Here is a 25,190-nt window from a genome sequence, read left to right on the forward strand (position 1 = left end):
CGGCAGGTCGCGTCGTTCGCGACCGACCAGACGCAGCAGGGCCCCGCCGACACGGCGGGGCCCTGCTGCGTTCCGGCAGTCGGATCAGTCGTCGACGATCTGCGGGTCGTACCCCGCCTCGCGGAGCGTCTGCACGACGAGGTCGCGGTGGTCGGGCCCGCGCGTCTCGATGCTGAGCTCGAGTTCGACGTCGCTGATCTGCAGGCCGTGTCCGTGTCGGGTGTGCAGCACCTCGATGACGTTCGCATTGGCCTGCGCGACGAGCTCCGCCGTCCGTGCGAGCTGGCCCGGCCGGTCGGGCAGTGGGATGCGCAGGGTCAGGTAGCGGTCAGAGGCTGCGAGTCCGTGACTGACGACCCGCTGCAACAGGAGGGGGTCGATGTTGCCGCCGGAGAGGATGGTGACCGTCGTGCCGGTCGGCTCGATCTTCCCGGCCAGGATCGCCGCGACGCCGGCGGCTCCGGCAGGTTCGACGACGAGCTTGGCGCGCTCGAGGAGGACCACGATGGCCCGGGCGAGGTCGTCCTCGCTGACGGTGACGACCTCGTCGACGAGCGCGCTGATCATCTCGAAGTTGAGCTCGCCGGGACGGGCCACGGCGATGCCGTCGGCGATGGTGGGCTGCACGGCGATGGTCGTCGGGGTTCCGGCTTCCAGCGACACCGGGTACGCGGCCGCGTTCGCCGCCTGGACGCCGATCACCCGGATGGTGCGTCCTTCGAGGGCCGCGCGCTGCTTCATGACCCCCGCGACACCCGAGATGAGCCCGCCGCCGCCGATCGGCACGATGACCGTCTCGACGTCGGGGACCTCCTCGAGGATCTCGAGCCCGAGCGTGCCCTGCCCGGTGATGACGTCCGGGTGGTCGAACGGCGGGATGAGGATGGCACCGGTCTCCGCGGCGAACTCGGCGGCGGCGATCAGCGGTTCCGCCACCGTGTGGCCGCGCAGGATGACGTGCGCACCGTAGTCGCGCGTGGCGGCGAGCTTCGGGAGCGGGACGCCGACCGGCATGAAGATGGTCGCGGTGATGCCGAGCTCGCGGGCGGCGAAGGCGACGCCCTGCGCGTGGTTGCCCGCCGAGGCGGCGACGACGCCGCGCGCCCGCTCCTCGGGGGTGAGGCTCGACATGCGGTTGTACGCGCCGCGGATCTTGTAGGAGCCGGTCCGCTGGAGGTTCTCGCACTTGAGATGCACGGGCACGCCGAGGACGTCGGCGAGGTAGCGGGAGCTCTCCATCGGCGTGCGCTGGACGGTGCCGACGAGGGTGTCCCTGGCTTGCTCGAACGCGGCGAGCGACGGGCCGGGGAACACGGGTGTGGTGGTCGTTGTATCGGTCATGGTGTGCGGGGTCCTGGACTTTCTGGGGACGAGGTCTCTCGGAGGTCTTCGCTGGGGTGCTGGGGCTCCTGATCGCCTGGGTGATCCTGCGGCTCGTGGGACGAGCGGGAGCCCGGACGGATTCGCCTGGGGCTCGGGACGGTCTGCCAGATGGCGCCGTCGGTACCCGGTTCCGGCGGCGCACTGCCGCCGGTCCGCCATGTGCCGCTGGCGATGGTGTGGACCATCACGTTGATCACGGCCACCACGGGCACCGCGAACAGGGCGCCGGGGATGCCGGCGACGAGTGTGCCGCCCGCGACGGCGAGGACGACGGCGAGTGGGTGCACCTTGACGGCCGTACCCATGATGAGCGGCTGCAGGACATGCCCCTCGAGCTGCTGGACGAGGAGCACGACACCGAGCATGAGCAGCGCGATGACCGGACCGTTGTAGACGAGCGCGAGGAAGACGGCCACGGCTCCGGTCACGACGGCACCCACGATCGGCACGAACGAGCCGAGGAACACGAGCACGGCGACCGGGATCGCGAGCGGGACGCCGAGGAAGAACGCGCCGAGTCCGATACCGACCGCATCGATCGAGGCCACGAGGATCTGCGTGCGGACGTAGTTGCCGAGCGTCCGCCATCCTGCGCGACCGGCGCTGTCGACGGCGGGGCGTGCCCGCTGCGGGAAGACGCGCACCGTCCAACGCCAGATCGTCCGACCGTCGATGAGCATGAACAGCAGACAGAAGAGCGTCAGGAAGACGCCCGTCGCGACATGGCCGAGCGTCGAACCGATCGACAGGGCGCCTGAGAGCAGGACCTGGCTGTCCTGCTGGAGCGAGTCGAATGCCTGGGCGATGAAGTCGTTGAGCTGCGTCTCGGTCACGTGCAACGGGCTGGCGAGCAGGAAGGCCTTGAAATCGCCGTAGGCGGTCATGGTGCGGGCCTGCACGGAGGCGAACTGCGAGGTGATCTGCGAGATGGCGAGGAAGATCAGTCCGCTCACCACGGAGAGCGTGCCGACCATCGCGAGTGCGATGGCGAGGCCCTTCGGCCAGCGGTGACGCACCAGGACGTCGACGAGAGGCTTCAGCAGCGCGGAGACGAGGACGGCGATGAGGAGCGGGATGACGATGAGGCGGAGCTGCACGACGAGGAAGACGAGCAGCGCGACGACCGCGGCCACCAGCAGGATCCGCCAGGACCACGCTGCGGCCACGCGCATGCCGCGCGGGACGCTGCTCGATCCGCTCAGGTCCGGTTCGCGCACGGGCGAGGCCGCTTCGGGGAGGAAGCGTCCCCACCAGGTCTTCGGAGTGTCGTCCGCCATTGCTCAAGTGTAGGGCTGGCACATGCCGGTGAGCGCATGCGGACGCCGGTGGGCGGCGGCGCCTCCGCAGTGCACGGCGGGTGTCCGACGCCGGTGCTAGCGTCGGGCCGTGTCCGCTTCCCTCTCCCCCGCCCTCGCCCGACGGATCGCGCTCGGTGCGCAGGGACTCGGCGCCCCGCAGCGCACGACCCCGGCGGGTACCCGCACCCTGCGCTCGACGATCGACCGGCTGGGGCTCCTGCAGATCGACTCCGTCAACGTGTTCGAGCGCAGTCACTACCTGCCGCTGTTCGCGAGGCTCGGCGGGTACGACAAGACACTGCTCGATCGCTTGACGCTCGGAGCCGACGCGCCCTACCTCGAATACTGGGCGCATGAGGCGGCCTTCATCCCCCGCGACTCGTGGCCGCTGTTCCGGTGGCGGATGGACGCGCACCGCGCGAAGCATGCCGGCGACGAGACCACCTGGGCGAGCCAGAACACGGAGATGTTGGACTGGGTGCGAGCACTCCTCCGCGTCGAGGGGCCACTGAAGGCGAGCGAGATCGAACACGACGCGAACGTCCGACGCGGACCCTGGTGGGGATGGTCCGATGTGAAGCGGGCGTTGGAGGTCCTGTTCCTCTACGGCGAAGTGGTCACGGCCGGTCGCGACCGGTTCGAACGCCGGTACGCACTGGCCGAGCAGGCGCTCCCGCAGCACCTCCTCGACCTCGACGTCGACCGGGCCGATGCGATCCGTGCGCTCGTCGAGCAGGCCGCCGCAGCGCACGGCGTCGCGACCGTCGCCGACCTCGCGGACTACTTCCGGATCAAGCCGCAGACCGCGGTCCGCCGGGCGGTCGACGAGCTGGTGGACGCCGGTGTCCTCGAACCCGTGACCGTGGCCGGCTGGGAGCGACGCGGCGGGCCGCAGGAGGCATGGTTGCACCGCGACGCCCGACGGCCGCGGCGGATCGAGGGGGCCGCGCTGCTCAGCCCGTTCGACCCGGTCGTCTGGTTCCGCGAACGCGCCCTCCGCATGTTCGGGCTCCACTACCGGATCGAGATCTACACGCCGGAGCCCAAGCGGGTCTACGGCTACTACGTGCTCCCGGTCCTCATCGACGGCGAAATCGTCGCGCGCGTCGACCTGAAGAGCGACCGCCAGGCCGGGGTTCTGCGGGTCCAGTCCGCCTGGTTCGAGCGTGGGCACCAGGATGCCGTCGTCAGGGGGCTGCGTCCCGTCGCCGACGACGCGATCGCGGGACGCCTGGCGGAGCTCCTCGAGCAGACGGCCCACTGGCAGGGACTCGACGCGGTGGTCGTCGTCGACCGCGGGACGCTGGCGGCACCGTTGGCGCATGCCCTTGGCACCCGGCTCCTCCCACTCACGCCGGACATGGGCACTACTCCCCATGCTCAGCCTGCACAATCACTCTCAGGAGATACACAACAACTATAGGATTAGGGGGCACCTTCATGGTCCGAAACGAGGGGAACCCGCCCATGAGCAACGACGACACCACACCACAGCAACCAGGCCCGCCGAACCCGGGCGAGCAGCAGCACCAGCCGCCCCAGGGCGACCAGCAGCCCTCGTACCAGCAGGGTCAGGAGCAGCCCAACCCGTACCAGTCCGGACAGCCGCAGACGCCGAACCCGTACCAGTCGGGCCAGCAGCAGACCCCGAACCCGTACCAGTCCGGACAGCAGCAGACCCCAAACCCGTACCAGCAGGGTCAGCAGAACCCGTACCAGTCCGGACAGCAGCAGACTCCGAACCAGGCACCCCCGGCTCCCTACGGTCAGCAGACCGGACAGCAGACCGGCGCGCAGAACCCGTACCAGCAGGGCCAGCAGCCCAACGGCCAGTACGCGACGGCGCAGAACCCGTACGCGACCGGCGCTCCGAAGCAACCGATGGACCCGAAGCAGAAGAAGCGGATCATCCTGTGGTCGTCGATCGCCGGTGGCGCACTCGTGCTCATCGCTGCAGCCGCCATCACCATCGGTGTGCTGAACACCACGGCGTTCGGCCCGCAGGCGAAGGTCGAGGAATACCTCAAGGCCATCGCCGTTGGAGACGCGAAGCTCGCGACGAGCCTCGTCGCGCCGGACCCGTCGATCGTCGGCAGCACCGACGACGAGTCTGCAGAGCCCGAAGCCACGCCGGACCCCTCCGCGTCGGCCGATCCCGACGCCGAAGCGGCAGCCCCCGAACCCGTCAAGCCGACCGCACTGCTCACCAACGAGGTCCTCAAGGGCGCCGACGAGCGCATCAAGAACCCCGAGGTCGGCCGGGTCTACAACCGCAACGGCGAGGCACGCGTGCAGGTCACGTACGAACTCGCCGGCAAGAAGTACGAGGACTCGGTCACGCTCGAGAGCGAAGGCAAGCAGTTCCTGTTCTTCGACCAGTGGAAGCTCGCCAGCTCCCTCGTCGGCAGCATCAACGTCTACACCGGTCTCGGTGGCACGGCGTTCAGCGTCAACGGCGTCAACTTCGACGGCGCGTCCGACGAGAGCCTCTTCGCCTACCCGGCGGTCTACACGATCGCTCCGCCGGAGAGCAAGTTCCTGCAGGGCGACGCGCAGACCGTCACCCTCACGTCGTACACGGCCGGTGAGGGCTCAGCCTTCATCGACATCGACGTGACCGCCACCGAGGCGCTCACGACCGAGGTCACGAAGCAGGTCGTCGCGATGATCGAGAAGTGCCTCGACGTCACCACGCTCGACACCAGCTGCGGCGTCATGCCGGACTGGCAGCAGAAGCAGTTCACGAGTGTCGGCCCGGTGACCTGGACGCTCACCTCTCCCCCGACCGTCGAGGTCGATGAAAGCGGTTCCTACTTCTACACCTCGGACGGCCGCATCGACGGCTCGTTCGACGCCTCCTGGTACGGCAGCGCCGTGGCTGGTCAGCAGGTGTGGGACACGTACCTGAACTTCCCCGGCAAGATCACGATCGACGCCGACGACAAGGTCACGGTGACGTTCGACTCCGACGAGCAGACCGAGTAACGGTTCTCGCCTGAACGCCGAATGGGGCGGCACCTCCGGGTGCCGCCCCATTCGTGTGTCCGGGGCCGGGATGTCCTCGCCTAGAAACCGTCGCCGATGGTGCTCAGGCGCTTGATCCGCTCGACGAGCGGCGGGTGGGTGCTGAACAGGCGGGCGACCGTGCCGGGCTTCAACGGGTCGGAGATCCAGAGGTGCGCCATGGACGAGTTCTGCTTCGCCATCGGTCGGCCGTACGCGGCGAGCTTCCCCAGCGCGCTCGCGAGCGCTTCCGGATGACGGGTCGTGAGGGCCCCCGTCGCGTCGGCGAGGTACTCACGCTGCCGCGAGATGGACAGCTGGACGAGCGTCGCGAGCAGCGGCGCCACGAGCATCGCCACGATGCCGATGATGAGCATCACGGGGTTGCCGCCGTTGTTGTTGTTCCGGTTGCCGCCTCCCCAGATCGTCATCCGGAGGAGCATGTCGGAAAGGAACCCGATCGCGACGACGAGGCCGAAGACGACCATGGACACGCGGATGTCGTAGTTGCGGACGTGACCGAGCTCGTGGGCCATGACCCCCTCCAGCTCGGCGTCGTTGAGGATCTCGAGGAGGCCGGTCGTCGCGGCCACCATCGCGTGCTGGGGGTCGCGACCCGTCGCGAACGCGTTGGGTGCCGGGTCGGCGATGAGGTACACCTCGGGCATCGGTGTCCCGGTCGTGATCGCGAGGTTCTCGACGATGCGGTACAGCCTCGGGTTGTCGGCCAGCTCGATGCGCTGCGCTCCGGTCATCGCGATGGCCTGCCGCCCCGCGAAGAAGTACTGGATCACCGCGTACACGACGGCCACGACGAGGACCACGATCGTGATCGTCAGATTCTGGTAGAGATACCCCGCGAGCCAACCGAGGCCGCCGATGATGACCAGGAAGACGACGAAGATCAGGACCGTGTTGAGCTTGTTCCTGGCGATGGCGCGGTACATGGGACTGCGCTACCGCACGTCAGAACTGGACGCGCGGCGGTTCGGCGATCGCCGCGTTGTCGGTGACCTCGAAGAAGTCGTGCTCCGAGAACCCGAGGCCCTTGGCGAACAGGTTGTTCGGGAACACCTTGACCTTGGTGTTCAGCTCCCGGACACCGCCGTTGTAGAAGCGGCGCGAGGCTTGGATCTTGTCCTCGGTGTCGACGATCTCGGACTGGAGCTGGAGGAAGTTCTGGCTCGCCTGGAGCTGCGGGTAGGCCTCCGCGACGGCGAAGATGCTCTTCAGCGCCTGCTGCATGTGGGTCTCGGCCTCACTCACGGCCGCCGGTCCCTGGGCGGTGAGCGTTTCGGCACGAGCCTTCGTCACGTTCTCGAACACCGCCTTCTCGTGCGCCGCGTACCCCTTGACCGCCTCGATGAGGTTCGGGATCAGGTCGGCGCGCCGTTTCAGCTGGACGGTGATGTCGCTCCACGCCTCCTCGACTCGCACGTTCAGCGTCACGAGCGAGTTGTACGTCACCCAGAAGTAGATGCCGACGATGACGACCAGGGCGACGACGATGAGGACTGGGATCAGCCATTCCATGAGGATGGGCTCCTTGTGAGTCGATGGAAAGCGGGTCCGCCCATTCTACCTGCGACCCGCCGGTGCCCTTGGGGAGTTCGGAGGAAGCACGCAGCAGGCGTGCAGCGCGGACGCACCGGACTCCCGGCCGGCTGTCACTCGCCGAGGACGCGGGCGAGGTACCGGTTCCCGAACAGGCGGCCGGGGTCGAGGTGATCGCGGAGGCGGGTGAACTCGTCGAAGCGAGGATAGGTGCCACGCAGGGACGATGCGTCACGGCCGTGCAGTTTGCCCCAGTGGGGCCGACCGCCCAGCTCGATCATGATCGCCTCGACGGCGCGGAAGTACTCCCCCGGGTCCTCGCGGAAGAAGCGATGCACGGCGACGTATCCGGTCGCGCGTCCTGATGCGGTGGAGAGCCACAGCTCGTCCGCCGCTGCGACCCGGACCTCGATGGGGAAGGAGATCCGCCACCCCCGCTCCTCGATGAGCGTGCGGATCCGGGCGAACGCGGTCGGGAGGTGCTCGAGCGGCACCGCGTACTCCATCTCCACGAACCGCACCGTGCGGCTCGTGGTGAACACCCGCGGCGCCCGATCGGTGAACTCTCGGTCGCCGACGAGGCGGTCCGCGAGCCGGTTCACGCGCGGGACGATGGCCGGCGCGGCGACGCCCGTGTTGCAGAGGACCCGGTAGACCCCGTTGGCGAGGAGCGTGTCGTCGATCCACTTCGCTACCGGGCGGAGTGGCTGCGTGGGCGCATCACCCGGCAACCGGTGGTTCGTCTTGGTCAGGGCGGTCGCGGTGTGCGGGAACCAGTAGAACTCGAAGTGGTCGACGGCGGCGGCCCGGTCGAGCAGCACGGGCAGCAGCTCGTCGAGCGCCTCCGGCCGTTCCACCGCGTGCAGCACGAACGACGGGACGCACTGCAGCGTCACCTCGACGAGGATCCCGAGCGCCCCGAGCCCGAGCGCCAGCGCCGGGAGGAGCCCTGGTTCCTGCTCGGCGTCCGACGTCAGCAGCTCGCCGTCCGCCGTCACCATCGTCACCCCGACGACCTGCGTCGCGATGCCGCCGAACGCCATCCCGGTCCCGTGCGTGCCGGTGGAGATCGCGCCGGCGACGGACTGACGGTCGATGTCGCCGAGGTTCGGCATGGCGAGACCGAACGGTTCGAGGAGACGCGGGATGTCGTGGAGGCGCGTGCCGGCGCGGAGGGTCACCCGGCTGCGTTCCCGATCGACCCTGATCAGTCCACTCAGGGCGTCGAGCTCGAGCAGCACACCGGGCGCCACGGCGATCCCGGTGAAGCTGTGTCCAGCTCCGACCGCCTTGATCGGGAGGCCCGCTCCCGCTGCAGCACGCACGAGGCGCTGCACCGCGCCGACCGAGTCGGGCCGCTCGACCCGCACGGGCCACGCCCGCTCGGTGCGCGCCCAGTTCGTCCACGCCGTCGCCCTGCCCATCAGATGAACCCCTGCCCTTCGCCGCGGTACGTCGGTAGGACGGCTTCCACCCCGTCGTCGCCGACCACGTGGAAGGCGTCCACCCGTTCACTGAGCTCCCCGGACTTCGTGTGCCGCAACCAGACGCGGTCGCCGAGCCTGAGCGACGCCGCCTCAGCCCCGGCGACCGGCGTCTGCACTTCGCCGGCCATCTCGCGCGGGAGCATCTCGAGGCCCTCCGGCCACGCGATGAGCGGGAGGCGGTCGAGCCCCGGCGGACCGGAGGCGACCCATCCGCCGCCGAGGATCGTCGCCAGTTCCGGCGACGGCTTCCGGACGACCGACAGACCGAACGCCGCAGCCGGTGCCGGCGTGAACGCCCGGTAGTGGTCGAAGAGGTGTCCGCCGAAGACGCCACTCCCCGCCGCGATCTCGGTCACCGAGTCGTCGGACGCGGTCAGCTCCAGGGATCCCGTCCCGCCGCCGTTGACGAACTCCAGATCCGCGACCGCTCGGACCTCCTCGACCACGGCGGCACGACGTTCCCGGAGTTCGGCCCACGAGCGTCGCTGGATCGCGCGGAGCGCAGCCGACCACGCCGGTCGCCCCGCGAGGTCGTCCCCCTGCCCGGCGATCTGCGCCTCATAGGCCATGATCCCGACCAGGCTGAAGCCGGGTCGGGCGACGACCGCCTCGGCGAGAGCCCGGACCTCGTCCGGCGTGCGCAGGGGCGAGCGGCGGACACCGACGTGGCCGAGGGCGGGTGCACGGAAGGAGGCGTCGAGCTCGATGCACACGCGGATCCGCGCGCGTCGCTCCGGTGGTGTCACCGCGTCGACGAGGTCGAGGTGGTCGAGGGAGTCGATCATGAGGGTGACCCGCGAGGCCGCACGTTCGTCGGCTGCCAGCCGTGCGATGGCACCGCGCTCCGCCGTCGGGTAACCGACCACGATGTCGTCCACCGTCTCGGACAACCAGAGCGCCTCGGACAGGGAGTAGGCCAGCACACCGGCGTACCCGGGTTGTCTGAGGAGCGCGTCGATCACCGCTCGCACGCGGATGGACTTGCTGGCGACGCGGATCGGTTTCCCCGCGGCACGTCGGAGCATGTCGTGCGTGTTGTGGCGGAGGGCTCCGAGATGCAGGACGGCGACGGGCGAGTCGACGTCCGAGACGGCCCGCTCGATACCGCCCCAGTACCGTCTCGGGTCGAGCCAGGGCATCGGCTCGGACACCCGGCCGCCGGCGGTCAGTTCGATGGTCATCAGCGCACTCCTCGTACTCGGGTGACAGCGACCGCCCCTGCGACGGCGCAGGCCGCGGAGACGAGGTAGAGGCCGGCGAATCCGCCGAGCCAGGCGACGAGGCACGCGCCGATGAGCGGGGCGACCGCCTGCGGCACCGCCTGGGCGATGTTCATGATGCCGAGGTCTTTGCCGTGCGACGCCGGGTCCGGCAGGACCTGCGTCGCCAGCGCCTGGTCGACCGACATGAAACAGCCGTAGCCGAGCCCGATCAGTGCCGCCGAGACGAACCCCATCGGCAGTGAGGGCCAGATCGCGAGCAGGAGTGCGGCGAGCCCCTGTGAGGCGGAGGCCGCGACGACGAAGACGCGTCGTCGTCCGATGCGGTCGGACAGACGGCCGAGCAGGATCGAGGACCCGACGACGAACACCGTGTAGACGATCGTGACCAGCAGCAGGTCGGTCTCGGCGTCGGCGTCCCCCAGCCCGAAGAGCAGGAAGTAGAAGAGCAGCGAGGTGCTGAAGGCGTTGCCGAGGTTCACGAGAACGCGGCTGAGCATGGTCCAGGCGAAGTCGGGGTGCCGTCGCGGTGAGATCCAGAGGCTCTCCAGGAGCGCGTGCACGGTGAGCGTCACGGGTCGATCAGCCGTCGGGAGTGGATCGGGCAGCCCGAGGAACGGTACGACGAGCACGATGAGGAGGACGGCGAGTGCCAGGTACCCGACGGCCATCCGGGTGCCGAGCAGGAGCAGGAGGGCGATGCCGAGGATGACCCCGACGGCCTGCGGAGCGGAGATCCAACCCGAGACGAAGCCGCGCTGTCCGACGGGCACCTGATCGGAGATGGTCGCGGTGAGCGCCGCTCCCAGGATGCAGAAGCCGATGATGGCGAGGCACCAGCAGACGCCGATGCCGACGATGCCGGTCTGGAGGCCGAGGAGGACGAGCCCCAGGGCGAAGACGAGCGCACCACCTGCGATCCACGGGCGGCGTCTCCCGAACCGCGACCGGGTGCGGTCGGACAGGGCGCCCGTCAGCGGATACACGATGATCGAGCAGAGTCCGGCCACCCCGGCGACGACCCCGAAGGCGACGACGCTGTCCACCCAGTGCTCGGGAGCGAGCGTCGCGTCGATCTGCGCGGGCAGGAGGAGCTGCAGCGGGGCCAGCTGGGCCATCCACACGCCCAGCCAGGCGACTGCGAAGGCGGCGACCCAGCGCCCGGTGACCCGTCGGTCTGCCGAGTGGTCGACTGCTGCGGCACCGAGGCCGCTCATCTCGGCCCCGGTTCGGCGAGGGTTGCGACGAGGTGCGCCACCGTCCCGACGAGTCGCCGGGCCTCGGCATCGTCGCGTCGCACCAGCCAGCCGAGTGTCAGCCCGTCGGTGAAGGCGATGACGGTCCGCGCGATCTCGTCGACCGGCTGGGTCCAGGTGCTGCCGCTGACCGTTGCGGCGAGCGCGAGCGCCTCACACGCGAGCTCCTCGTACCGCCGGTACTGTTCGAGCGCGAGGTGCTCGAGGCCCGGCGTCCGCATCGCGTAGGCGCTGAGCTCCTGCATCGCCGCCTCCCGAGCCGGATCGGCGCGGAGGAGGTCGACGTAGCGTTCGAGGCCGGCACGGACGACGGCCTCGAGGGTGGGCGGATGCTTCTGACCGGCCTCAGTGTCCGTCAGCAGCTCGCCGACGTCGAGGACGACGCGTTCATGCTCGACGACGTGTGCGACCAGTTCGGCGAGGAGCTCGTCGCGGGAGGTGAAGGCGTAGTGGAAGCTGGCGAGCGACATCCCGGCCTCGGCCACGATGGCCCGGGTCGTGGCGGCCGCGACGCCCTCGGCTGCGACGACGCGGAGGGCGGCCCTGATCAGCTCGGCTCGTCGGTCGACAACGGAGATCCTCGGCATCGCAACCCTTCCCGGGGCGCCTGCGGGTCGTGCCGCTCCATCGCGGTCGACTCGACTGGGACGGATGACCCAGTCGCGCCAGTATGGCGGACCGCCGGCCCGAGCGCACCTGTCGCGACGATTTTTCCGTGCGGATCGGCCTGGAATGTGACCCGATCTGGCGCGGGAGGTTGACTTCCCGCGGTGATCTTGGGGGAATGGAGACGGTGACCGGGGAACACGCGCGCGCAGGAACAGCAGTCCGATCGAATCGCTCGATCGGACGCGTCGCGATCCTTCTCGCCGTCTTCCTCTCGGCCGGACTCTGGACGACGACCGTCGCGGGTCCTGCATCCGCGACGCCCGAGCCGCTCCCCACCCCGAGTGAGAGCGCGGCGACGCCGACTCCACCGCCCCTCGACGGGCCGACCATCACGAGTCCCGATTCCGGTTCCTTCATCGGCAGCGGCAGCACCACGGTCACCGGGACGAAGGACGCCGGCACGGGTGTCCAGTTGCAGGTCGGCGACGGTCTCGAGCCGGTCTGCATCCTGCCGCAGGACGACGGCACCGACTGGTCCTGCACGATCGACCTGCCCGACGGCGGCGGACTGCTCATCACCGCCGTCGAGGTCGGCGGTCCGGAGACGCTCTCCGCGCAGATCTCCGTTTCCGCGCTCGGCCCGCCCACCATCACCGCGGGGACGCCGAGCAACGGCGGCGTCCGCGGCACCGCCTACCCCGGGGCGACGGTCACGGTCCGTGCCGACTCCGGTGCCACCTGCAGTTTCGCGGCGGACAGCTCCGGAAGTTGGTTCTGCGTGCTGGGCGAGCCGCTGCCGTCCGGCGACCTCTCCGTGACGGCGACGCAGCAGGCGTCGTTCAGCGGCAGTGAGCGCTCCGACGCGTCCGCCCCGGTCGTGCTCACCGTCGACCGCGACGCTCCGGCCCCGCCCGTGATGTCCTCACCGACGGCCGGACAGGCGATGCCGATCTCGGCGGCCAGCTACGCCGGCACCGGCGAGGAAGGCGCGACCGTCACGGTCTTCGCCGACTCGACGTCGGTCTGCTCGGCGGTCGTCACCGGTGGCGCCTGGAGCTGCTCGGGTGGTGGCGTGCCGGCGGGCGCGCACGTCGTCCTCGCGATCCAGCAGGATGCCGCCGGCAACACGAGTGGGGCGAGCAGGGCGATCACCCTGACGTTCGGCGATGCATCGGCCACGCCGGCACCGTCCGCCTCTCCCTCGCCGTCCGACGGCACCGAGCCCGCGCCCGCGCCTGGTACACCCGCTCCGGGCACGCAGCAGCCGACCCCGTCGCCCAGCGGCGAGCCGTTGCCCGGCGCCGCCCCGCCCAGCGGCGGTGGCGGCCTCTGGTCGGGGACGACGCCGTTCACGCAGACCCTCGCCTCCACGATCGACGGCCGTGGCCAGCCGGTGTGGTGGCTCGCCGCCCTCCTCGCCCTCGCGGCGGTGGCGCTCATCGCGATCCCGGCCCGACTCCTCGCGACCTCCATCGCCCCCTGGCGCGCCACGATCGCCGACCGTCGTCGTGCAGCGGTGACCGGGCGCAATCGACCGAGGGACGAGTTCGAGCGGGTCCCGTCGGTCCCGCTCCCGAGTCGCACGGCGCTGGCCGTCGTCACCGCCGTGCTCGCGGCAGGCATCCTCATGTTCGCGCACCCCGTGAGCGGTCAGCCGGCGTATCTCCGACTGTGGTTCGCCTCGCTCGTCGCCGTGGTCGCGATCAACGTCGCGGGCCTCCTCGCGCAGCTCGTTGTCGCCCGCCGAGCCGGGCTGGGCTCGATGCGCGTCAGCGTCCGTGTCGGCGGACTGGTGACGGTCGGCATCGTCACCGCGCTCTCACGCCTGCTGGCCCTCCAGCCGGCTCTCCTCTTCGCATTGCTGACCGAACTCCGGCCGACCCGGAGACCCGAAACGCATGACGCCGGCTCGACAGCCTCGGTGGAGACCGATTCCGAGGCCATCACGCCACGCATCGCGGGCCGCCTCGCGCTGGCCCGGATCGCTGCGGCCGCCGGGCTCGGTTCGATCGCCTGGCTCGGTTCGACCTTGGCCGGCGAGCCGAACGGTGGTGTCGGCGCGATGCTGGTCGAGGCGGTGAACCTGACCGCGATCGCGGGGATCGGATCCGCGTCGATCGCGCTCCTCCCCCTCGGGCCGCTCGGTGGACGCGCCATCCTCGCCTGGTCGAAGCCGGCGTGGCTCGGCAGCGCGTTCGTGGGCTTCACGCTGCTGTTCGGGCTCCTGGGCCCGACGGCGACGGTTCCGGGTGCGGGTGACACGCTCGTCGGACTCCTGCTCGGTTCACTCGCGTTCGCAGCGGTCGGAGCGGGGACCTGGGCCTGGAACCGTCACCTTCGGCCGCTGATCGACGCACGCTGACCGACGGCCCGACGCTCGACGGTCGGTCGGCCCGTCAGGCCTCAGACGGCGTCGGCGGGACGCTCGACCGGCAGGCCGCTCGCAGCCCACTCGGAGATGCCTCCGGTGACGTTCACGGCGTCGTAGCCCTGCTGCTCGAGGTAGCCCGTGACGCGGGCGCTGCGGCCACCGGAGTGGCACATGACGTACACGGTCTCTTCGCGGGGTACCTCGTCGAGGTGGTCGAGGAAGGACGACATCGGCAGGTGCCGGGCACCGGGCACGCTGGCGACGGCGACCTCATCGGCTTCGCGGACATCGATGATGACGGCCTGCTCGAGCTTGCTCAGTTCGGTGGGGGTGATCTCCTGCATCGTTTCAGCCTACCGTCGAGGACGTGCGGTCGGGCCGGGAGATGCGGCGGGCAAGCGTGAGGGCGAGGTAACCCGAATACCTCGCCCTCACTTGAGGCGTCTAGCAACCGGTCGACCAGGAAGCTTGCGGCTTCCGGGACCGGCTCACGGGTGACGCCCCCACCTCGAAGGTAGCGGACAGGAGGCACCTTGCGTGACGCAACACCGCCGTGTCGCGTTCGCGTCGTCCGTTTTGCGAACCCCATTCAGGGGTCAACACCCGAAGCATCGTTGTCTCAGTGCGCGCTGTCGGGATCGCGAGGGATGTGGAGCTCGCCCGGGTCGACGTCGACGTCGCCGTTGTCGTCAGGACCACCGGTGCCGGGGGCGACATCGATCATGCCGGAGGCGATGTCGGGATCGCGGACGACGGGCTGCCCGTCGTCCTGCTTGGCCGCCGTCTCCGCCTCGCTGGAGGGGCTGTACGCGCGGTCCTTGCTCGTCTGCTCGTCGTCGTTCAGTGCGTGGTCGTGGTCGCTCGGAGTACTCATGCTGAGCACGCTAGTCGCGCTCCCTCGCCCGGCAGGGACCCTTGCAGGATCGAGGCGAACGTGCAGACCGGTACAGCGCGCCGTGCGAGCGTCCGCTCAGTGCAGGCGGCGGAGCGACGCCGACACGATGACGGGTCGTGCGGCCTCGACGTACGACGCCAGCGTCTCGCGCAGTGCCGCCGCGTTGTCGTCGGTCAGGTCGATCTCGTAGTTCTCGCCGTCGATGCCGAATCGGACCGTCTCCCCCAGCCCGCGGGGGATGTCGGAACCGTCGAGGTCGTCGACGAGCGTCGTGATCGTGCGGGTAGCCATGCATCCATCCTTCCATGGGAACGGCGGTGCGACGGAGACTCGAGGCACCATATGCTCACGTCATGAAGGGTGCGGCGAAGTGGGACGCGACGTTGCGAAACGTCCCTCGCAGTGCGTGGCCCCAGCTCCTCGGCGAGCACTCCGGGCTACCCGGTCCGCGCGCGAACCTCAGTCTCCTGGAGGCGCTGCTCGCCCAGGCGGATGAGGCCGATGCCCGCATCCTCCTCGCTGACGGCGGTGAATACCAGGCGATGTGCGCTGCCGCAATCCTCGGGAGCCGTGCCGACCGGTCGGGGCCCGAGGGCGTCGCCCGCGAGCTGGCCGCAGACGCCCGCTGGCGGGTCCGCGAAGGGGTGGCCATCGGTCTGCAACATCTCGGAGACAGGAACGCAGCAGCGCTCACGGACGTCGCTCGCAGATGGGCTGCAGACGCGTCGCCGCTCGTGCAACGCGCTGCCGTCGCAGGGATCTGTGAGCCGCGACTGCTCCACGACCCGGCTGTCGCAGCGGTGGCCATCGAGGTGTGCCAGATGACGACAGCGTTCCTGGCCGCGTTGCCGCCAGAACGAAACCGACAGCACGACGCCAGGACGCTCCGACAGGCACTCGGGTACTGCTGGAGCGTCGCGGTGGCTGCCCGACCCGGAACGGGCCTTCCCGCGTTCCGCGAGCTCGAGGAGCGGCACCCCGATGTCGCGTGGATCATCCGGGAGAACCGACGGAAGGCGCGGCTGTCGTCGTTGCTCTGAACGCCGCTCGGTCGTCGCCATGGGCCCTCGGAGTCGGCGAAGCGCTCGACAAGCGGCGAGCGCGGTCGGAGCTATCCTCCGAGCATGGGGTTTTCCTTGTGGGGTCTGGTCGTCGGGCTCGCGGTCCTGGCACCGAACCTCTTGCTGTTGTGGTTCCCACCGAGCGTCACCACCCCGCCACGCGGGCACCTCGTCCGCGGATCTGGCTCGAACGTGCAGGTCAAGCGTCGTGCCTGGTGGTCCCGGCCATCACCGCGCCGGGAGTTGTCCTGTGGGAGTGGGCGATCCCGGCGCTCGTCGCGTTGGCGGGGTACTACGCGATGTGGGGTCGGTATCTGTTCGGCGGTCGCGACGGGACGCTGCTCTACCAGCGCTGGTGGTGGGTGCCGATTCCGATGGCAGTCCTCCCGGTCGTGGTGTTCTTCTGTGCTGCAGCGTGGTTGAGCAACCCGTGGATCGCCGTCGCGGCGGCAGTCCTCGCTGCGGGGCACCTCCCGGTGTCCGCGATGGCCGCGCCGTCCGGTCGAACTCGGCGGTGACCCGCTCGCACAACCCACGACCCGTGCATCCCATCAGGAAACGGGCTGACACGGTGGGGCGGTCTGGGTCGAGGAGGCAGAGTGGTACCCCCGGTGGGGTTCGAACCCACACTGCGGCGATTTTAAGTCGCCTGCCTCTGCCAGTTGGGCTACGGGGGCGTGCACCTCATCGTATCGAGGCGTCGAACGCCGAGAGGCGCATGCCCCGGCGGACCGGATGACATGCGCCTCTCGAGGAACGGAGCTGGGCTCCGGACCGGACTACTTGTTCGCGCTGACTTCCTCAGCGGGCGTCGCGTAGGCCTGCTCGTCGTCGGCACCCGTCGGCGCGCCAGCAGCAGCGGGAGCCTCGGCCGCAGGTGCCTCGGCGGCGGGCGCCGCGGCCTCGGCCGGGGCGGCGGCCTTCGGCTTGCGCTTCACGGGAGCCTTGCGAGCGGGCTTCTCAGCCGCTGCGGGAGCCGCCGGAGCTGCTGCGGGGGCCGCAGCGTCTGCCGGGGGCTTCGGGCGCGATGCGAAGGTCTCGAAGGCCTCACGCGGGTTCTGCACGGCCGACAGGGAGACGATGTCGCGTCCGAGCCAGAAGTTGTTCCACCAGCCACCGAACACGCGGAACTTGCGCTCGAAGCTCGGCATGGCCAGCCCGTGGTACCCACGGTGAGCGAACCAGGCCGGGAGGCCCTTGATCGCGAGGTTGCCGGACTGGAAGACGCCGACGCCGATGCCGAGACCGGCGACCGCACCCATGTTCTTGTGGAAGTAGTTCTTCGGCTCCTCGCCACGGAGGACCGCGGTGATGTTCCTCGCGAGGAGCTTGCCCTGACGGACGGCGTGCTGAGCGTTCGGCACGCAGAAGCCGCCGACGCCACCACCGCTGAGGTCGGGGACGGCGGAGACGTCGCCGGCCGCCCAAGCACCCTCGACGATGTCGTCGTCGGTGCCGACACGGAGGTCGGCGCGGGTCTTGATGCGGCCGCGCTCCTCGACGGGGAGGTCGCCACCGCGGACGACGCCGGGGTTCGCCATGACACCGGCGGTCCAGACGATGAGGTCGGACTCGAACGATTCACCGGTCGAGAGCTCGATCTTGCCGTCGACAGCCGACTGCAGCTGCGTGTCGAGGTGCACGAGCGCGCCGCGCTCGGCCAGGTTCTTGAGGACCCAGTGGCTCGTCTCGATCTTGACCTCGGGCATGATGCGACCCATGGCCTCGATGAGGTGGAAGTGCGTGTCCTCGAAGGACAGCTGCGGGTAGAACTTCAGCAGCGAGCTCGCGAACGAACGCAGCTCGGCGAAGACCTCGATACCGGCGAAGCCGCCACCGACGACCGTGAACGTCAACAGGCGGTCGCGCTCGGGACCCGCCGGCAGGTTCGCGGCCTTGTCGAAGTTGGAGAGCACGCGGTCGCGGATCGCGACGGCCTCTTCGATGGTCTTGAGCCCGATCGCGGTGTCGGCGACACCGGGGATCGGGAAGGTGCGGGAGACGGCTCCGGCGGTGACGACGATGATGTCGTAGTCGACCTCCCAGGGCTCACCGACCTCAGGCGTGATGGTCGCCTTCTTCTCGGCGTGGTTGATGCCCGTGACCTTGGCGGTGATCACGTTGGTGTGCTTCAGGTGACGACGCGGCGAGACGACCGCGTGACGCGGCTCGATGGAACCGGCGGCGACCTCCGGCAGGAAGGGCTGGTAGGTCATGTAGGGCAGCGGGTCGACCATGGTGACTTCGGCCTCACCACGACGAAGCTGCTTCTCGAGCTTCCATGCGGTGTAGAACCCGGCGTAACCACCACCGACGATCAGAATTTTGGGCACGGCGAACGATCTCCTACGTCAAGACGATTGGTTCAGATGAGTGTCTGAGAATATCGGAACAGAGTACTACTTCTGCAGCACCCGCTTGAAATGCCTGGTAGCGCCTATGACACCGAGCGTGACCAGGCTACCAGTTCCGAGGAGGAGCGCCAGTGGCAGCGAGCCGTAGAGCAGGGTGCTCGGCGTCGGGAGGAAGGGGTTCGCGCGCACCTCGACGGCTTCGTTCTCCGGGATCGCCGGGGGTACCGGCTCCGGTGTCGGCGACGGCTGCTCGGCACTCGGATCGGGATCGGGGACCTGCGGTGCCCGTCGGTAGAGCGTGATCCAGTCGGACAGCTGCTGCTCCGGCGAGGTCGTCGCCGGACCGACGGAACCGCTGACCGCCTTCGCGGCGTCGATGAGACCTGCACCGTAGATGGGGCTCTGCGCGGAGTCGCCCACCTGCTTCGCCGTCGCCGTCACGCGCTTGATGGCGTCGGCGGCGCTGAGCTCCGGCCAGGCGGAGCGGACGAGGGCCACGAGTCCGGAGACGATCGGCGCCGCCCCGCTCGTCCCCTGCCACTGCACGTAGGACCCGGCGGGCGTCACCCCGACGAGTTGCTCACTCGGCGCAGCGACGGCGATCGTGATGCCCTGGCTCGAGGCGTCGAAGCTCGCCGACCCCGTGCGATCCACACCGGCGACGGTCAGCACGCCCGGGATCGTCGCCGGAGCGCCGACCTCGACCGTCCCACTCCCCCGGTTGCCCGCTGCAGCAACCACGACGACATCGTGCGAGAAGGCGTAGAGGAAGGCGTCGTCCCAGCTCGTCGGCCAGTCGAGACTGTTGCGCGTCAGGGACATGTTGATGACGTCCGCGCCATTGTCCACCGCCCAACGGACAGCGGTCGCGATCTGGTCGTCCCAGGGGACGACGGCCGACCCGTCGGAGCCGAACCCGACCGAGACGGAGAGCAGGCGCGCCTCGGGCGCCACGCCGATGACCCCGGCACCGCCCGTGCGACCACGACCGGCGATCATCGAGGCGACCAGCGTCCCGTGCTCGCTCCCCTCGGAGCCCACCGGAGTCCGGCCGTCGGGACTCCCGAGCCCGGAGACGTCGACGCCTCCCGCGACCGCGCCGGTCATCTCCGCGGGACCGCTCGCGATGCCGGTGTCGATCACGGCGACGGTGACACCGGCGCCCTTCGTCGTCTCCCAGGCCGTCGTGAAGCCGTAGTCGCCGAGCCAGTACTGCATGTCGCGCACCGTGTCCGCAGACGCCGGGAGCGCCTGCGTCCCCACGAGCAGGAGCGTCAGGAGCATCGCGGACAGCGCCGACAGCGCACCTCGGAGGCCGCGCGGACGACGACGGTCTCCGCGTCGCGGTCCGTCACTCCCCCACAGGCGACCCCCGTCGCGTGCGGGGCCTATCCCTGCCCCGCCTGGCCGTCCGCGCATGCGCACACCTCGGGGCTCCAGCTCGCGCGGTCGAGCGCGAGGTCGCCGATGGGGTTGACGCCCGGACCAGCCGCAAGGGCGTGGCCGACGAGCGCGTGGAGGCACTTGACCCGCACCGGCATGCCGCCGGCGGAGATCCCGTCGATCTCGGCGACCTCGGCGATGGAGGTGCGGTCGGCGAGGTAGGCCGTGTGCGCGGTGGCGTAGGCAGCGCGGACCGCTTCGTCCTCGGCCAGGAGCTCGTTGTACTCGTTCATCACCTGGGTCGCCTCGAGCGAGGAGACCGCGGCCGTGGCGGCCGGGTGGGTCAGGTAGTAGAACGTGGGGAACGGCGTGCCGTCGGCCAGGCGAGGAGCGGTGGAGACGACCGTCGGGGCGCCGCAGACACAGCGCGCCGCGATGCCGACGACGTTCCGCGCCGGGCGTCCCAGTTGCGCCGACACGATCTCGACGTCGCGCTCGGAGACGGGGCCGAAGGGAGGGGTGCTCATGGTTCCATTATCGCCGGGTTCACCACTGCGTCCGGACGTCAGCCGCCGGCGGGAGGCGTCGTCTGCGTGGGAGCAGGGGTCTCGGTCGCGACCGGGGCCGGCGAGTAGCCGGTGGCGACGAGCGAGGACAGCAGCCCGTCGAGCCAGTCGGACTGCGAGTCGACGAGCGTGTCGCTCACGGGTGTCTCGGTGGTGGGCAGCGAGGCCGGGTCGACGTCGTTGATGATGATGTAGCTGACCTCGCCGGGTAGGGCGTAGAACAGGCGGTCGCGCGCCTGGGTCATGACGTAGCTCTGGTCGTTCCAGCGCTCGCGTTCGGCCTGCTGCGCGTCCACCTGCTTCTGGGTGTCGGCGACACCGGCCTCCAGCGCGGCGATCTGCTGCCGCTGCTCGAGGAAGGTCTTGAGGTTCGGCGCGAGGACGACGACCCCGAGCACGAGGATCCCGAGGAGCAGGACGCTGAACCCGGACAGTCGCAGACTCCGCAACCAGCCACCGGCGTCCGACTGGCGTGCCGGGGTGGTCCGTGTCGAGCCGGTCCGCGAGCGCGGTGCCGAGGAACCGGCCGATGCGGATCGCGGTGCCTTCGTCGTCGACCGCGGGGCTGTGGCTGCGGAGCGTGCGGGCTTCGCGGTGGCTCCCGCCGGGCGCTTGGAGGACGAGGAGGAGCGCTTGGCGGAGGCATCCGCGGAGTTCGATCGGGGCTTCGACGCCGGTCGCTGCTTCGACGAGCCGGAGGACGAGGAGGACGCTGCTCCGCTGCCGGACGGCGTGCGCTTCGACTCGCCGCCGGCCGGCATCGATGGCTTCTTCACAGGCGCCTCCCGCACACGACGAAGGCTCTCAGGGGTGCCGATCGGCACCCCTGAGAGCCTTCAGGTGACGATGCTTAGGCGGTGAACCGGGGGAAGGCGCTGCGGCCGGCGTAGACGGCTGCCTGGCCCAGCTCCTCTTCGATCCTCAGCAACTGATTGTACTTCGCGACCCGCTCGCTGCGCGCAGGCGCACCGGTCTTGATCTGACCCGCGTTCGTCGCGACCGCGAGGTCGGCGATCGTGGTGTCCTCGGTCTCGCCGGAGCGGTGCGACAGGATCGTCGTGTAGCCGGAGCGCTGAGCGAGGGAGACCGCGTCGAGCGTCTCGGTGAGCGTCCCGATCTGGTTGACCTTGACGAGCAGCGAGTTCGCCGCACCCTTGGCGATGCCGTCGGCGAGACGCTTCGGGTTCGTGACGAACAGGTCGTCGCCCACGATCTGAACCTTGGAGCCGAGCTCGGGGGTGAGGTGGGCGTAGCCCGCCCAGTCGTCCTCGGCCAGCGGGTCTTCGATGGTGATGAGCGGGTAGTTCGCGACGAGGTCGGCGTAGTACGCGGTCATCTCGGTGCTGTTGAGCGCCTTGCCCTCGAACTGGTACGCGCCGTCCTTGTAGAACTCGCTGGAGGCGACGTCGAGGCCGAGCGCGATGTCGGTTCCGACCGTGAAGCCGGCCTTTTCGATGGCCTCGACGATGAAGTCGAGGGCCGCACGGTTGTGCTCGAAGTCGGGGGCGAAGCCGCCCTCGTCGCCGAGGCCGGTCGCGAAGCCCTTCGACTTCAGCAGGCCCTTGAGCGTGTGGTACGTCTCGGTGCCCCAGCGGAGCGCCTCACGGAAGCTCGGGGCACCGATCGGGAGGATCATGAACTCCTGGATGTCGACGCCGGTGTCGGCGTGCGAGCCACCGTTGATGATGTTCATCATCGGGACCGGGAGGACGTGGGCGTTGGCGCCGCCGACGTAGCGGTAGAGCGACAGGTCTGCGGAGTCCGCAGCGGCACGGGCGACCGCGAGGCTCGCACCGAGGATCGCGTTCGCGCCCAGGCGGCTCTTGTTCTCGGTGCCGTCGAGCTCGATCATGGTGTGGTCGACGAGGCGCTGGTCGTCCGCCTCGATGCCCTCGAGTGCCGGGCCGATCTCGTCGAGGACGGCGTCGACCGCCTTCTCGACACCCTTGCCGAGGTAACGCGCGGCATCGCCGTCACGCAGCTCGTACGCTTCGAACGCACCGGTCGATGCGCCGGACGGGACTGCTGCACGGCTGACCGTGCCGTCTTCCAGGAGCACCTCGACCTCGACGGTCGGGTTGCCTCGGGAGTCGAGAATTTCGCGAGCGCCTACTGCCTCGATGAGTGCCACTGATGTTCTCCTTGTGGGGATTGGGACGTGGGACGGGTACGACGGCCGCCCGCGCTCAGTCTAGTGACATCGGCTGAACGGGCGCAGAGCCGCGGATCGTCGCCCGAGGCGCGCGGTCAGCGGTCGAGCCGGAAGCTCGACACGATGCCGTGGTGGTCGCTGCCCTCGGCGTCGCCGACGGCGTTGTGGGTCGCGGTCATGCCGCGGACGAAGACGTGGTCGAGTCGCATGAGCGGTGTCCCGGCCGGCCAAGTGAGTCCGAAGCCGCCCTCGCTCTGGTTGGGCTCAGACACCTCGCTCTGGAGTGCGGCGAGCGCCCGGTCGGAGGCAGAGGCGTTGAAGTCGCCCATGACGACGATCCGATCGCGGGTGTTCGCCGCGACGGTTTCGGCCAACTCCGCGAGCATCACGTCCCGTTCGGCGTGCGCACCCGGACGCGCGGAGTCGGCGTGGATCACGTAGACGCTCACGGCCCCGGACGGGGTGTCGACGACGGCGTTGATCGCCCGGTACCAGTCGAGGCCGAGCTTCAGCCCGACCGAGTCGGCGATCGGATAGCGGCTCCAGAGACCCACCGTCCCCGTGAGCACGGAGTACGGGTACTGCTCGTCGAGCGTCGCGGCGAGTGGTTCGCGGTCGTGGTCCTCGATCTCCTGGAGCGCGATGAGATCCGCACCGCTCGCCTGGAGGGAACCCGCGATGACCGCGGGGTCGCCCTCCGGCCCGAGGTTCTGGCTGGCAACCGTGAGGGAGGCCTCGGCCGGGACCGCCGAGCGCCCGTCGCCCATGGGGACGACGCCGGGGCCGAACAGGAAGGCCCAGACGAGCGTCGGCGCGAGGAGACCGATGACGGCGCCCGGCGTGCGGGCGACGAGGAGGACGAGGAAGAGCACCGGCAGCAGGACCCACGTCCACGGCAGGGCGTTGTCCCAGACGAGCCCGAGGCCGAGGATGTCGGGGACGAGGGCGTGGGCGGCCGTCAGCAGGGCGAGCGGGACTCCGACGGCCAGCGCGAGCGTCGTCGCCCGGCGCCGCACGAGGCTCACCCGGCGGCGCGTGGGGCCGGTCGACTCCGGGGCGCGCTGCGGGCGCGCTGCAGGGGCCATGACGCTCATCGGGGGAACCAGTTCTTCGATCGGGGGCAGAGCGGTCGGATCGCTCGAGGGAGGCGATCCGGCCGAATGGTCCATCCTGCACCGACGAGCTGGGCAGCGGCTCGGAAGCGCGCCGAGGATCGGGAAGCGGACGCGGGAATCGTCAGTCGAGCGATTTGAACTCGAGCGACTCGAGCGTCGAGTCGGCCGAGACGAACGCGAAGGCGCCGAAGCCGGCCGCCGACACGCGGTCGAGGAGGGCCTTGAGGTTCTTCACGCGGGCTTCGAGGCGCACCCGACGCCCCTGGGCGACGAGCTTGGCCTTCAACGCGACCAGCGTCACCGGCGGCACGTCGCGGTCGTGCACGAGCACGACGGCATCCGCGGCCGCTCCGGCGGGGAGCTCGATGAGGTCGACGATGCGCTCGAAGCCGATCGAGAATCCGACCGCCGGCACGTCCTGACCGAGGAAACGACCGATCATGCCGTCGTAGCGACCACCGCCGCCGAGCGAGTACCCGAGGTCGGGGTGCGCGATCTCGAAGATGGCGCCCGTGTAGTACCCCATGCCCCGCACCAGGAAGGGGTCGAACACCAGCGGGTTCGCGAAGGGGTCGGCCGGCTGACCTTGGAGGGAGGTCGCCGCGGCGACGCCCTTCCCGAGCGCGTCGAGCTCCGCGACGACGGCGTCATCGGCACCGAGCGGCAGCGCCTTGCGGATCGCCCGCTCGCCGAAGGTGTTGAACTCCATCGTCTGCGGACGGGAGAAGAAGGCCTCGAGTGCGTCGACGGCGGTGGCGTCGACGCCACGGTCGCGCATTTCGGCGACCACGCCCTGCTGACCGATCTTGTCGAGCTTGTCGATCGTGATGAGCACCTGTGCGTGCTCGTCGGCGGGGAAGCCCAGCGATTCGAGCATCCCGATGAGGAGTCGGCGGTCGTTGATCCGCACGCTGCAGCCGGTGATGCCGAGCTCGGCGAGGGCCCCGAGGGTCGCGATGATGAGCTCGGTCTCCGCGAGGTTCGACGACTCTCCGATGATGTCGATGTCGCACTGCACGAACTGGCGGTACCGGCCCTGCTGCGGCCGTTCGCCGCGCCAGACCGGAGCGATCTGGATCGATCGGAACACCGGCGGGAGCTCGGCCCGGTGCGTCGCGTAGAACCGGGCGAGCGGCACGGTGAGGTCGAAGCGCAGGCCGAGGTCGGTGAGTTCGGTCTGGTTGTCCGCTGCGGCCACGATGGCCTCCGGGGTGAGCTTCCGCCGGAGGATGTTGAACGCCATCTTCTCGTTGTCGCCGCCGAGCCCGGAGTGTAGCCGCTCGTACTCCTCCACCACGGGCGTCTCGATCTCGTCGAAGCCATGCGCGGTGAAGACGCGACGGATGGTGGCCAGCGCGTGCTCCCGGCGGGCCTTGTCGGCGGGGAGGAAATCGCGCATGCCGCGCGGCGGGTTCACTGGAGCTGCCATGCCTCAATTCTGGCATGGCGGGGAACGGGCACCGTGAGCAGGCGCCCGGTGACC

Annotated in this window: 23 protein-coding genes and 1 tRNA gene; 5 read left to right on the forward strand and 19 right to left on the reverse strand. The window is 69.9% G+C overall.

The genetic code is table 11. The features are described from left to right. Positions 1-84: 84 nt before the first annotated feature. Both ilvA and QRN44_RS12950 read right to left on the reverse strand, forming a co-directional pair. A complete protein-coding gene (gene ilvA, locus QRN44_RS12945) occupies positions 85-1,341 on the reverse strand; it encodes a threonine ammonia-lyase (RefSeq protein WP_285039315.1) in 1,257 nt (418 codons plus the stop codon). Beyond that, positions 1,338-2,660 (reverse strand): AI-2E family transporter, encoded by a 1,323-nt coding sequence (locus tag QRN44_RS12950; RefSeq protein ID WP_285039316.1) that lies wholly within the window; start codon positions 2,658-2,660, stop codon positions 1,338-1,340. Before QRN44_RS12950 ends, ilvA begins: the two co-directional genes overlap by 4 nt. Before the next feature lie 109 nt (positions 2,661-2,769). On the opposite strand from QRN44_RS12950, the gene QRN44_RS12955 reads away from it, so the two are divergent. Both QRN44_RS12955 and QRN44_RS12960 read left to right on the forward strand, forming a co-directional pair. Beyond that, the gene (locus tag QRN44_RS12955; RefSeq protein ID WP_285039317.1) at positions 2,770-4,104 is read left to right on the forward strand and encodes a winged helix-turn-helix domain-containing protein; all 1,335 of its coding nucleotides are present in this window, start codon (positions 2,770-2,772) and stop codon (positions 4,102-4,104) included. Between the two features lie 44 nt (positions 4,105-4,148). Next, entirely contained in the window at positions 4,149-5,666 is a 1,518-nt protein-coding gene (locus tag QRN44_RS12960; RefSeq protein WP_285039318.1) for a zinc ribbon domain-containing protein, read from the forward strand. Positions 5,667-5,746: 80 nt separating this feature from the next. Here the strand turns inward: QRN44_RS12960 and QRN44_RS12965 are convergent, their stop codons facing one another. From QRN44_RS12965 to QRN44_RS12990, 6 genes are all read right to left on the reverse strand, one after another. Continuing rightward, positions 5,747-6,631 (reverse strand): M48 family metalloprotease, encoded by an 885-nt coding sequence (locus QRN44_RS12965; protein ID WP_121289934.1) that lies wholly within the window; start codon positions 6,629-6,631, stop codon positions 5,747-5,749. A gap of 19 nt (positions 6,632-6,650) precedes the next feature. After that, positions 6,651-7,217: a LemA family protein gene (locus QRN44_RS12970; RefSeq protein WP_064296457.1), complete on the reverse strand. Its 567-nt coding sequence runs from the start codon at positions 7,215-7,217 to the stop codon at positions 6,651-6,653. A 134-nt stretch (positions 7,218-7,351) separates the two neighbouring features. After that, entirely contained in the window at positions 7,352-8,662 is a 1,311-nt protein-coding gene (locus QRN44_RS12975; RefSeq protein WP_285039319.1) for a D-arabinono-1,4-lactone oxidase, read from the reverse strand. Beyond that, on the reverse strand, positions 8,662-9,906 hold the full coding sequence (locus tag QRN44_RS12980; protein ID WP_121289930.1) for an alanine racemase: 1,245 nt from the start codon (positions 9,904-9,906) through the stop codon (positions 8,662-8,664). The genes QRN44_RS12975 and QRN44_RS12980 overlap by 1 nt, the downstream gene beginning before the upstream one ends. Beyond that, positions 9,906-11,162 carry an MFS transporter gene (locus QRN44_RS12985; RefSeq protein ID WP_285039320.1) on the reverse strand — a complete coding sequence of 419 codons (1,257 nt, stop codon included), beginning with the start codon at positions 11,160-11,162 and terminating at the stop codon, positions 9,906-9,908. The genes QRN44_RS12980 and QRN44_RS12985 overlap by 1 nt, the downstream gene beginning before the upstream one ends. Then, positions 11,159-11,788 carry a TetR/AcrR family transcriptional regulator gene (locus QRN44_RS12990; protein ID WP_285039321.1) on the reverse strand — a complete coding sequence of 210 codons (630 nt, stop codon included), beginning with the start codon at positions 11,786-11,788 and terminating at the stop codon, positions 11,159-11,161. The genes QRN44_RS12985 and QRN44_RS12990 overlap by 4 nt, the downstream gene beginning before the upstream one ends. A gap of 197 nt (positions 11,789-11,985) precedes the next feature. On the opposite strand from QRN44_RS12990, the gene QRN44_RS12995 reads away from it, so the two are divergent. Beyond that, positions 11,986-14,172 (forward strand): Ig-like domain-containing protein, encoded by a 2,187-nt coding sequence (locus QRN44_RS12995; protein WP_285039322.1) that lies wholly within the window; start codon positions 11,986-11,988, stop codon positions 14,170-14,172. A gap of 41 nt (positions 14,173-14,213) precedes the next feature. Here the strand turns inward: QRN44_RS12995 and QRN44_RS13000 are convergent, their stop codons facing one another. From QRN44_RS13000 to QRN44_RS13010, 3 genes are all read right to left on the reverse strand, one after another. Continuing rightward, positions 14,214-14,525 (reverse strand): rhodanese-like domain-containing protein, encoded by a 312-nt coding sequence (locus tag QRN44_RS13000; RefSeq protein ID WP_285039323.1) that lies wholly within the window; start codon positions 14,523-14,525, stop codon positions 14,214-14,216. Between the two features lie 275 nt (positions 14,526-14,800). Then, the gene (locus QRN44_RS13005) at positions 14,801-15,055 is read right to left on the reverse strand and encodes a hypothetical protein (protein ID WP_064296578.1); all 255 of its coding nucleotides are present in this window, start codon (positions 15,053-15,055) and stop codon (positions 14,801-14,803) included. 96 nt (positions 15,056-15,151) lie between these two features. Beyond that, complete coding sequence (locus tag QRN44_RS13010; protein WP_350310099.1) at positions 15,152-15,367, reverse strand: histone-like nucleoid-structuring protein Lsr2; 216 nt, start codon at positions 15,365-15,367, stop codon at positions 15,152-15,154. 62 nt (positions 15,368-15,429) lie between these two features. Between QRN44_RS13010 and QRN44_RS13015 the strand changes: the two genes are divergently transcribed. Further along, positions 15,430-16,116, forward strand: coding sequence for a HEAT repeat domain-containing protein (locus QRN44_RS13015; protein WP_285039324.1), 687 nt, complete (start codon positions 15,430-15,432; stop codon positions 16,114-16,116). A gap of 236 nt (positions 16,117-16,352) precedes the next feature. Continuing rightward, positions 16,353-16,655: a hypothetical protein gene (locus tag QRN44_RS13020; RefSeq protein WP_285039325.1), complete on the forward strand. Its 303-nt coding sequence runs from the start codon at positions 16,353-16,355 to the stop codon at positions 16,653-16,655. An 82-nt stretch (positions 16,656-16,737) separates the two neighbouring features. On the opposite strand, the gene QRN44_RS13025 is transcribed toward QRN44_RS13020, so the two are convergent. The 8 genes from QRN44_RS13025 to hisS form a co-directional block, all read right to left on the reverse strand. Beyond that, positions 16,738-16,814: transfer RNA gene (locus tag QRN44_RS13025), tRNA-Leu, on the reverse strand. Positions 16,815-16,916: 102 nt separating this feature from the next. Beyond that, positions 16,917-18,470, reverse strand: a complete 1,554-nt coding sequence (locus QRN44_RS13030; RefSeq protein WP_285039326.1) for an NAD(P)/FAD-dependent oxidoreductase — start codon at positions 18,468-18,470, stop codon at positions 16,917-16,919. Between the two features lie 66 nt (positions 18,471-18,536). Further along, positions 18,537-19,775: a S8 family serine peptidase gene (locus tag QRN44_RS13035; RefSeq protein ID WP_285039327.1), complete on the reverse strand. Its 1,239-nt coding sequence runs from the start codon at positions 19,773-19,775 to the stop codon at positions 18,537-18,539. Positions 19,776-19,879: 104 nt separating this feature from the next. Further along, positions 19,880-20,401, reverse strand: coding sequence for a DUF501 domain-containing protein (locus QRN44_RS13040; protein WP_064296467.1), 522 nt, complete (start codon positions 20,399-20,401; stop codon positions 19,880-19,882). A 38-nt stretch (positions 20,402-20,439) separates the two neighbouring features. After that, positions 20,440-21,216: a septum formation initiator family protein gene (locus QRN44_RS13045; RefSeq protein WP_121289911.1), complete on the reverse strand. Its 777-nt coding sequence runs from the start codon at positions 21,214-21,216 to the stop codon at positions 20,440-20,442. A gap of 74 nt (positions 21,217-21,290) precedes the next feature. Then, positions 21,291-22,571, reverse strand: coding sequence for a phosphopyruvate hydratase (gene eno, locus QRN44_RS13050; protein WP_079002010.1), 1,281 nt, complete (start codon positions 22,569-22,571; stop codon positions 21,291-21,293). A gap of 116 nt (positions 22,572-22,687) precedes the next feature. After that, positions 22,688-23,677 carry an endonuclease/exonuclease/phosphatase family protein gene (locus QRN44_RS13055; protein ID WP_167620447.1) on the reverse strand — a complete coding sequence of 330 codons (990 nt, stop codon included), beginning with the start codon at positions 23,675-23,677 and terminating at the stop codon, positions 22,688-22,690. Between the two features lie 151 nt (positions 23,678-23,828). Next, a complete protein-coding gene (gene hisS, locus QRN44_RS13060) occupies positions 23,829-25,136 on the reverse strand; it encodes a histidine--tRNA ligase (protein WP_285039328.1) in 1,308 nt (435 codons plus the stop codon). Positions 25,137-25,190 lie beyond the last annotated feature (54 nt).

The sequence above is a fragment of the Plantibacter sp. lyk4-40-MEA-4 genome (assembly GCF_030209415.1).
In the GTDB taxonomy this organism is placed as follows: domain Bacteria; phylum Actinomycetota; class Actinomycetes; order Actinomycetales; family Microbacteriaceae; genus Plantibacter; species Plantibacter flavus_A.

Bases quoted from the DNA above. Each gene is read 5' to 3' on its own strand.
- ilvA (WP_285039315.1), bottom strand. From the start codon at position 1,341: ATGACCGATACAACGACCACCACACCCGTGTTCCCCGGCCCGTCGCTC.
- QRN44_RS12950 (WP_285039316.1), bottom strand. From the start codon at position 2,660: ATGGCGGACGACACTCCGAAGACCTGGTGGGGACGCTTCCTCCCCGAA.
- QRN44_RS12960 (WP_285039318.1), top strand. From the start codon at position 4,149: ATGAGCAACGACGACACCACACCACAGCAACCAGGCCCGCCGAACCCG.
- QRN44_RS12965 (WP_121289934.1), bottom strand. From the start codon at position 6,631: ATGTACCGCGCCATCGCCAGGAACAAGCTCAACACGGTCCTGATCTTC.
- QRN44_RS12970 (WP_064296457.1), bottom strand. From the start codon at position 7,217: ATGGAATGGCTGATCCCAGTCCTCATCGTCGTCGCCCTGGTCGTCATC.
- QRN44_RS12975 (WP_285039319.1), bottom strand. From the start codon at position 8,662: ATGGGCAGGGCGACGGCGTGGACGAACTGGGCGCGCACCGAGCGGGCG.
- QRN44_RS12980 (WP_121289930.1), bottom strand. From the start codon at position 9,906: ATGACCATCGAACTGACCGCCGGCGGCCGGGTGTCCGAGCCGATGCCC.
- QRN44_RS12985 (WP_285039320.1), bottom strand. From the start codon at position 11,162: ATGAGCGGCCTCGGTGCCGCAGCAGTCGACCACTCGGCAGACCGACGG.
- QRN44_RS12990 (WP_285039321.1), bottom strand. From the start codon at position 11,788: ATGCCGAGGATCTCCGTTGTCGACCGACGAGCCGAGCTGATCAGGGCC.
- QRN44_RS12995 (WP_285039322.1), top strand. From the start codon at position 11,986: ATGGAGACGGTGACCGGGGAACACGCGCGCGCAGGAACAGCAGTCCGA.
- QRN44_RS13000 (WP_285039323.1), bottom strand. From the start codon at position 14,525: ATGCAGGAGATCACCCCCACCGAACTGAGCAAGCTCGAGCAGGCCGTC.
- QRN44_RS13005 (WP_064296578.1), bottom strand. From the start codon at position 15,055: ATGAGTACTCCGAGCGACCACGACCACGCACTGAACGACGACGAGCAG.
- QRN44_RS13010 (WP_350310099.1), bottom strand. From the start codon at position 15,367: ATGGCTACCCGCACGATCACGACGCTCGTCGACGACCTCGACGGTTCC.
- QRN44_RS13015 (WP_285039324.1), top strand. From the start codon at position 15,430: ATGAAGGGTGCGGCGAAGTGGGACGCGACGTTGCGAAACGTCCCTCGC.
- QRN44_RS13035 (WP_285039327.1), bottom strand. From the start codon at position 19,775: ATGCTCCTGACGCTCCTGCTCGTGGGGACGCAGGCGCTCCCGGCGTCT.
- QRN44_RS13040 (WP_064296467.1), bottom strand. From the start codon at position 20,401: ATGAGCACCCCTCCCTTCGGCCCCGTCTCCGAGCGCGACGTCGAGATC.
- QRN44_RS13055 (WP_167620447.1), bottom strand. From the start codon at position 23,677: ATGGCCCCTGCAGCGCGCCCGCAGCGCGCCCCGGAGTCGACCGGCCCC.
- hisS (WP_285039328.1), bottom strand. From the start codon at position 25,136: ATGGCAGCTCCAGTGAACCCGCCGCGCGGCATGCGCGATTTCCTCCCC.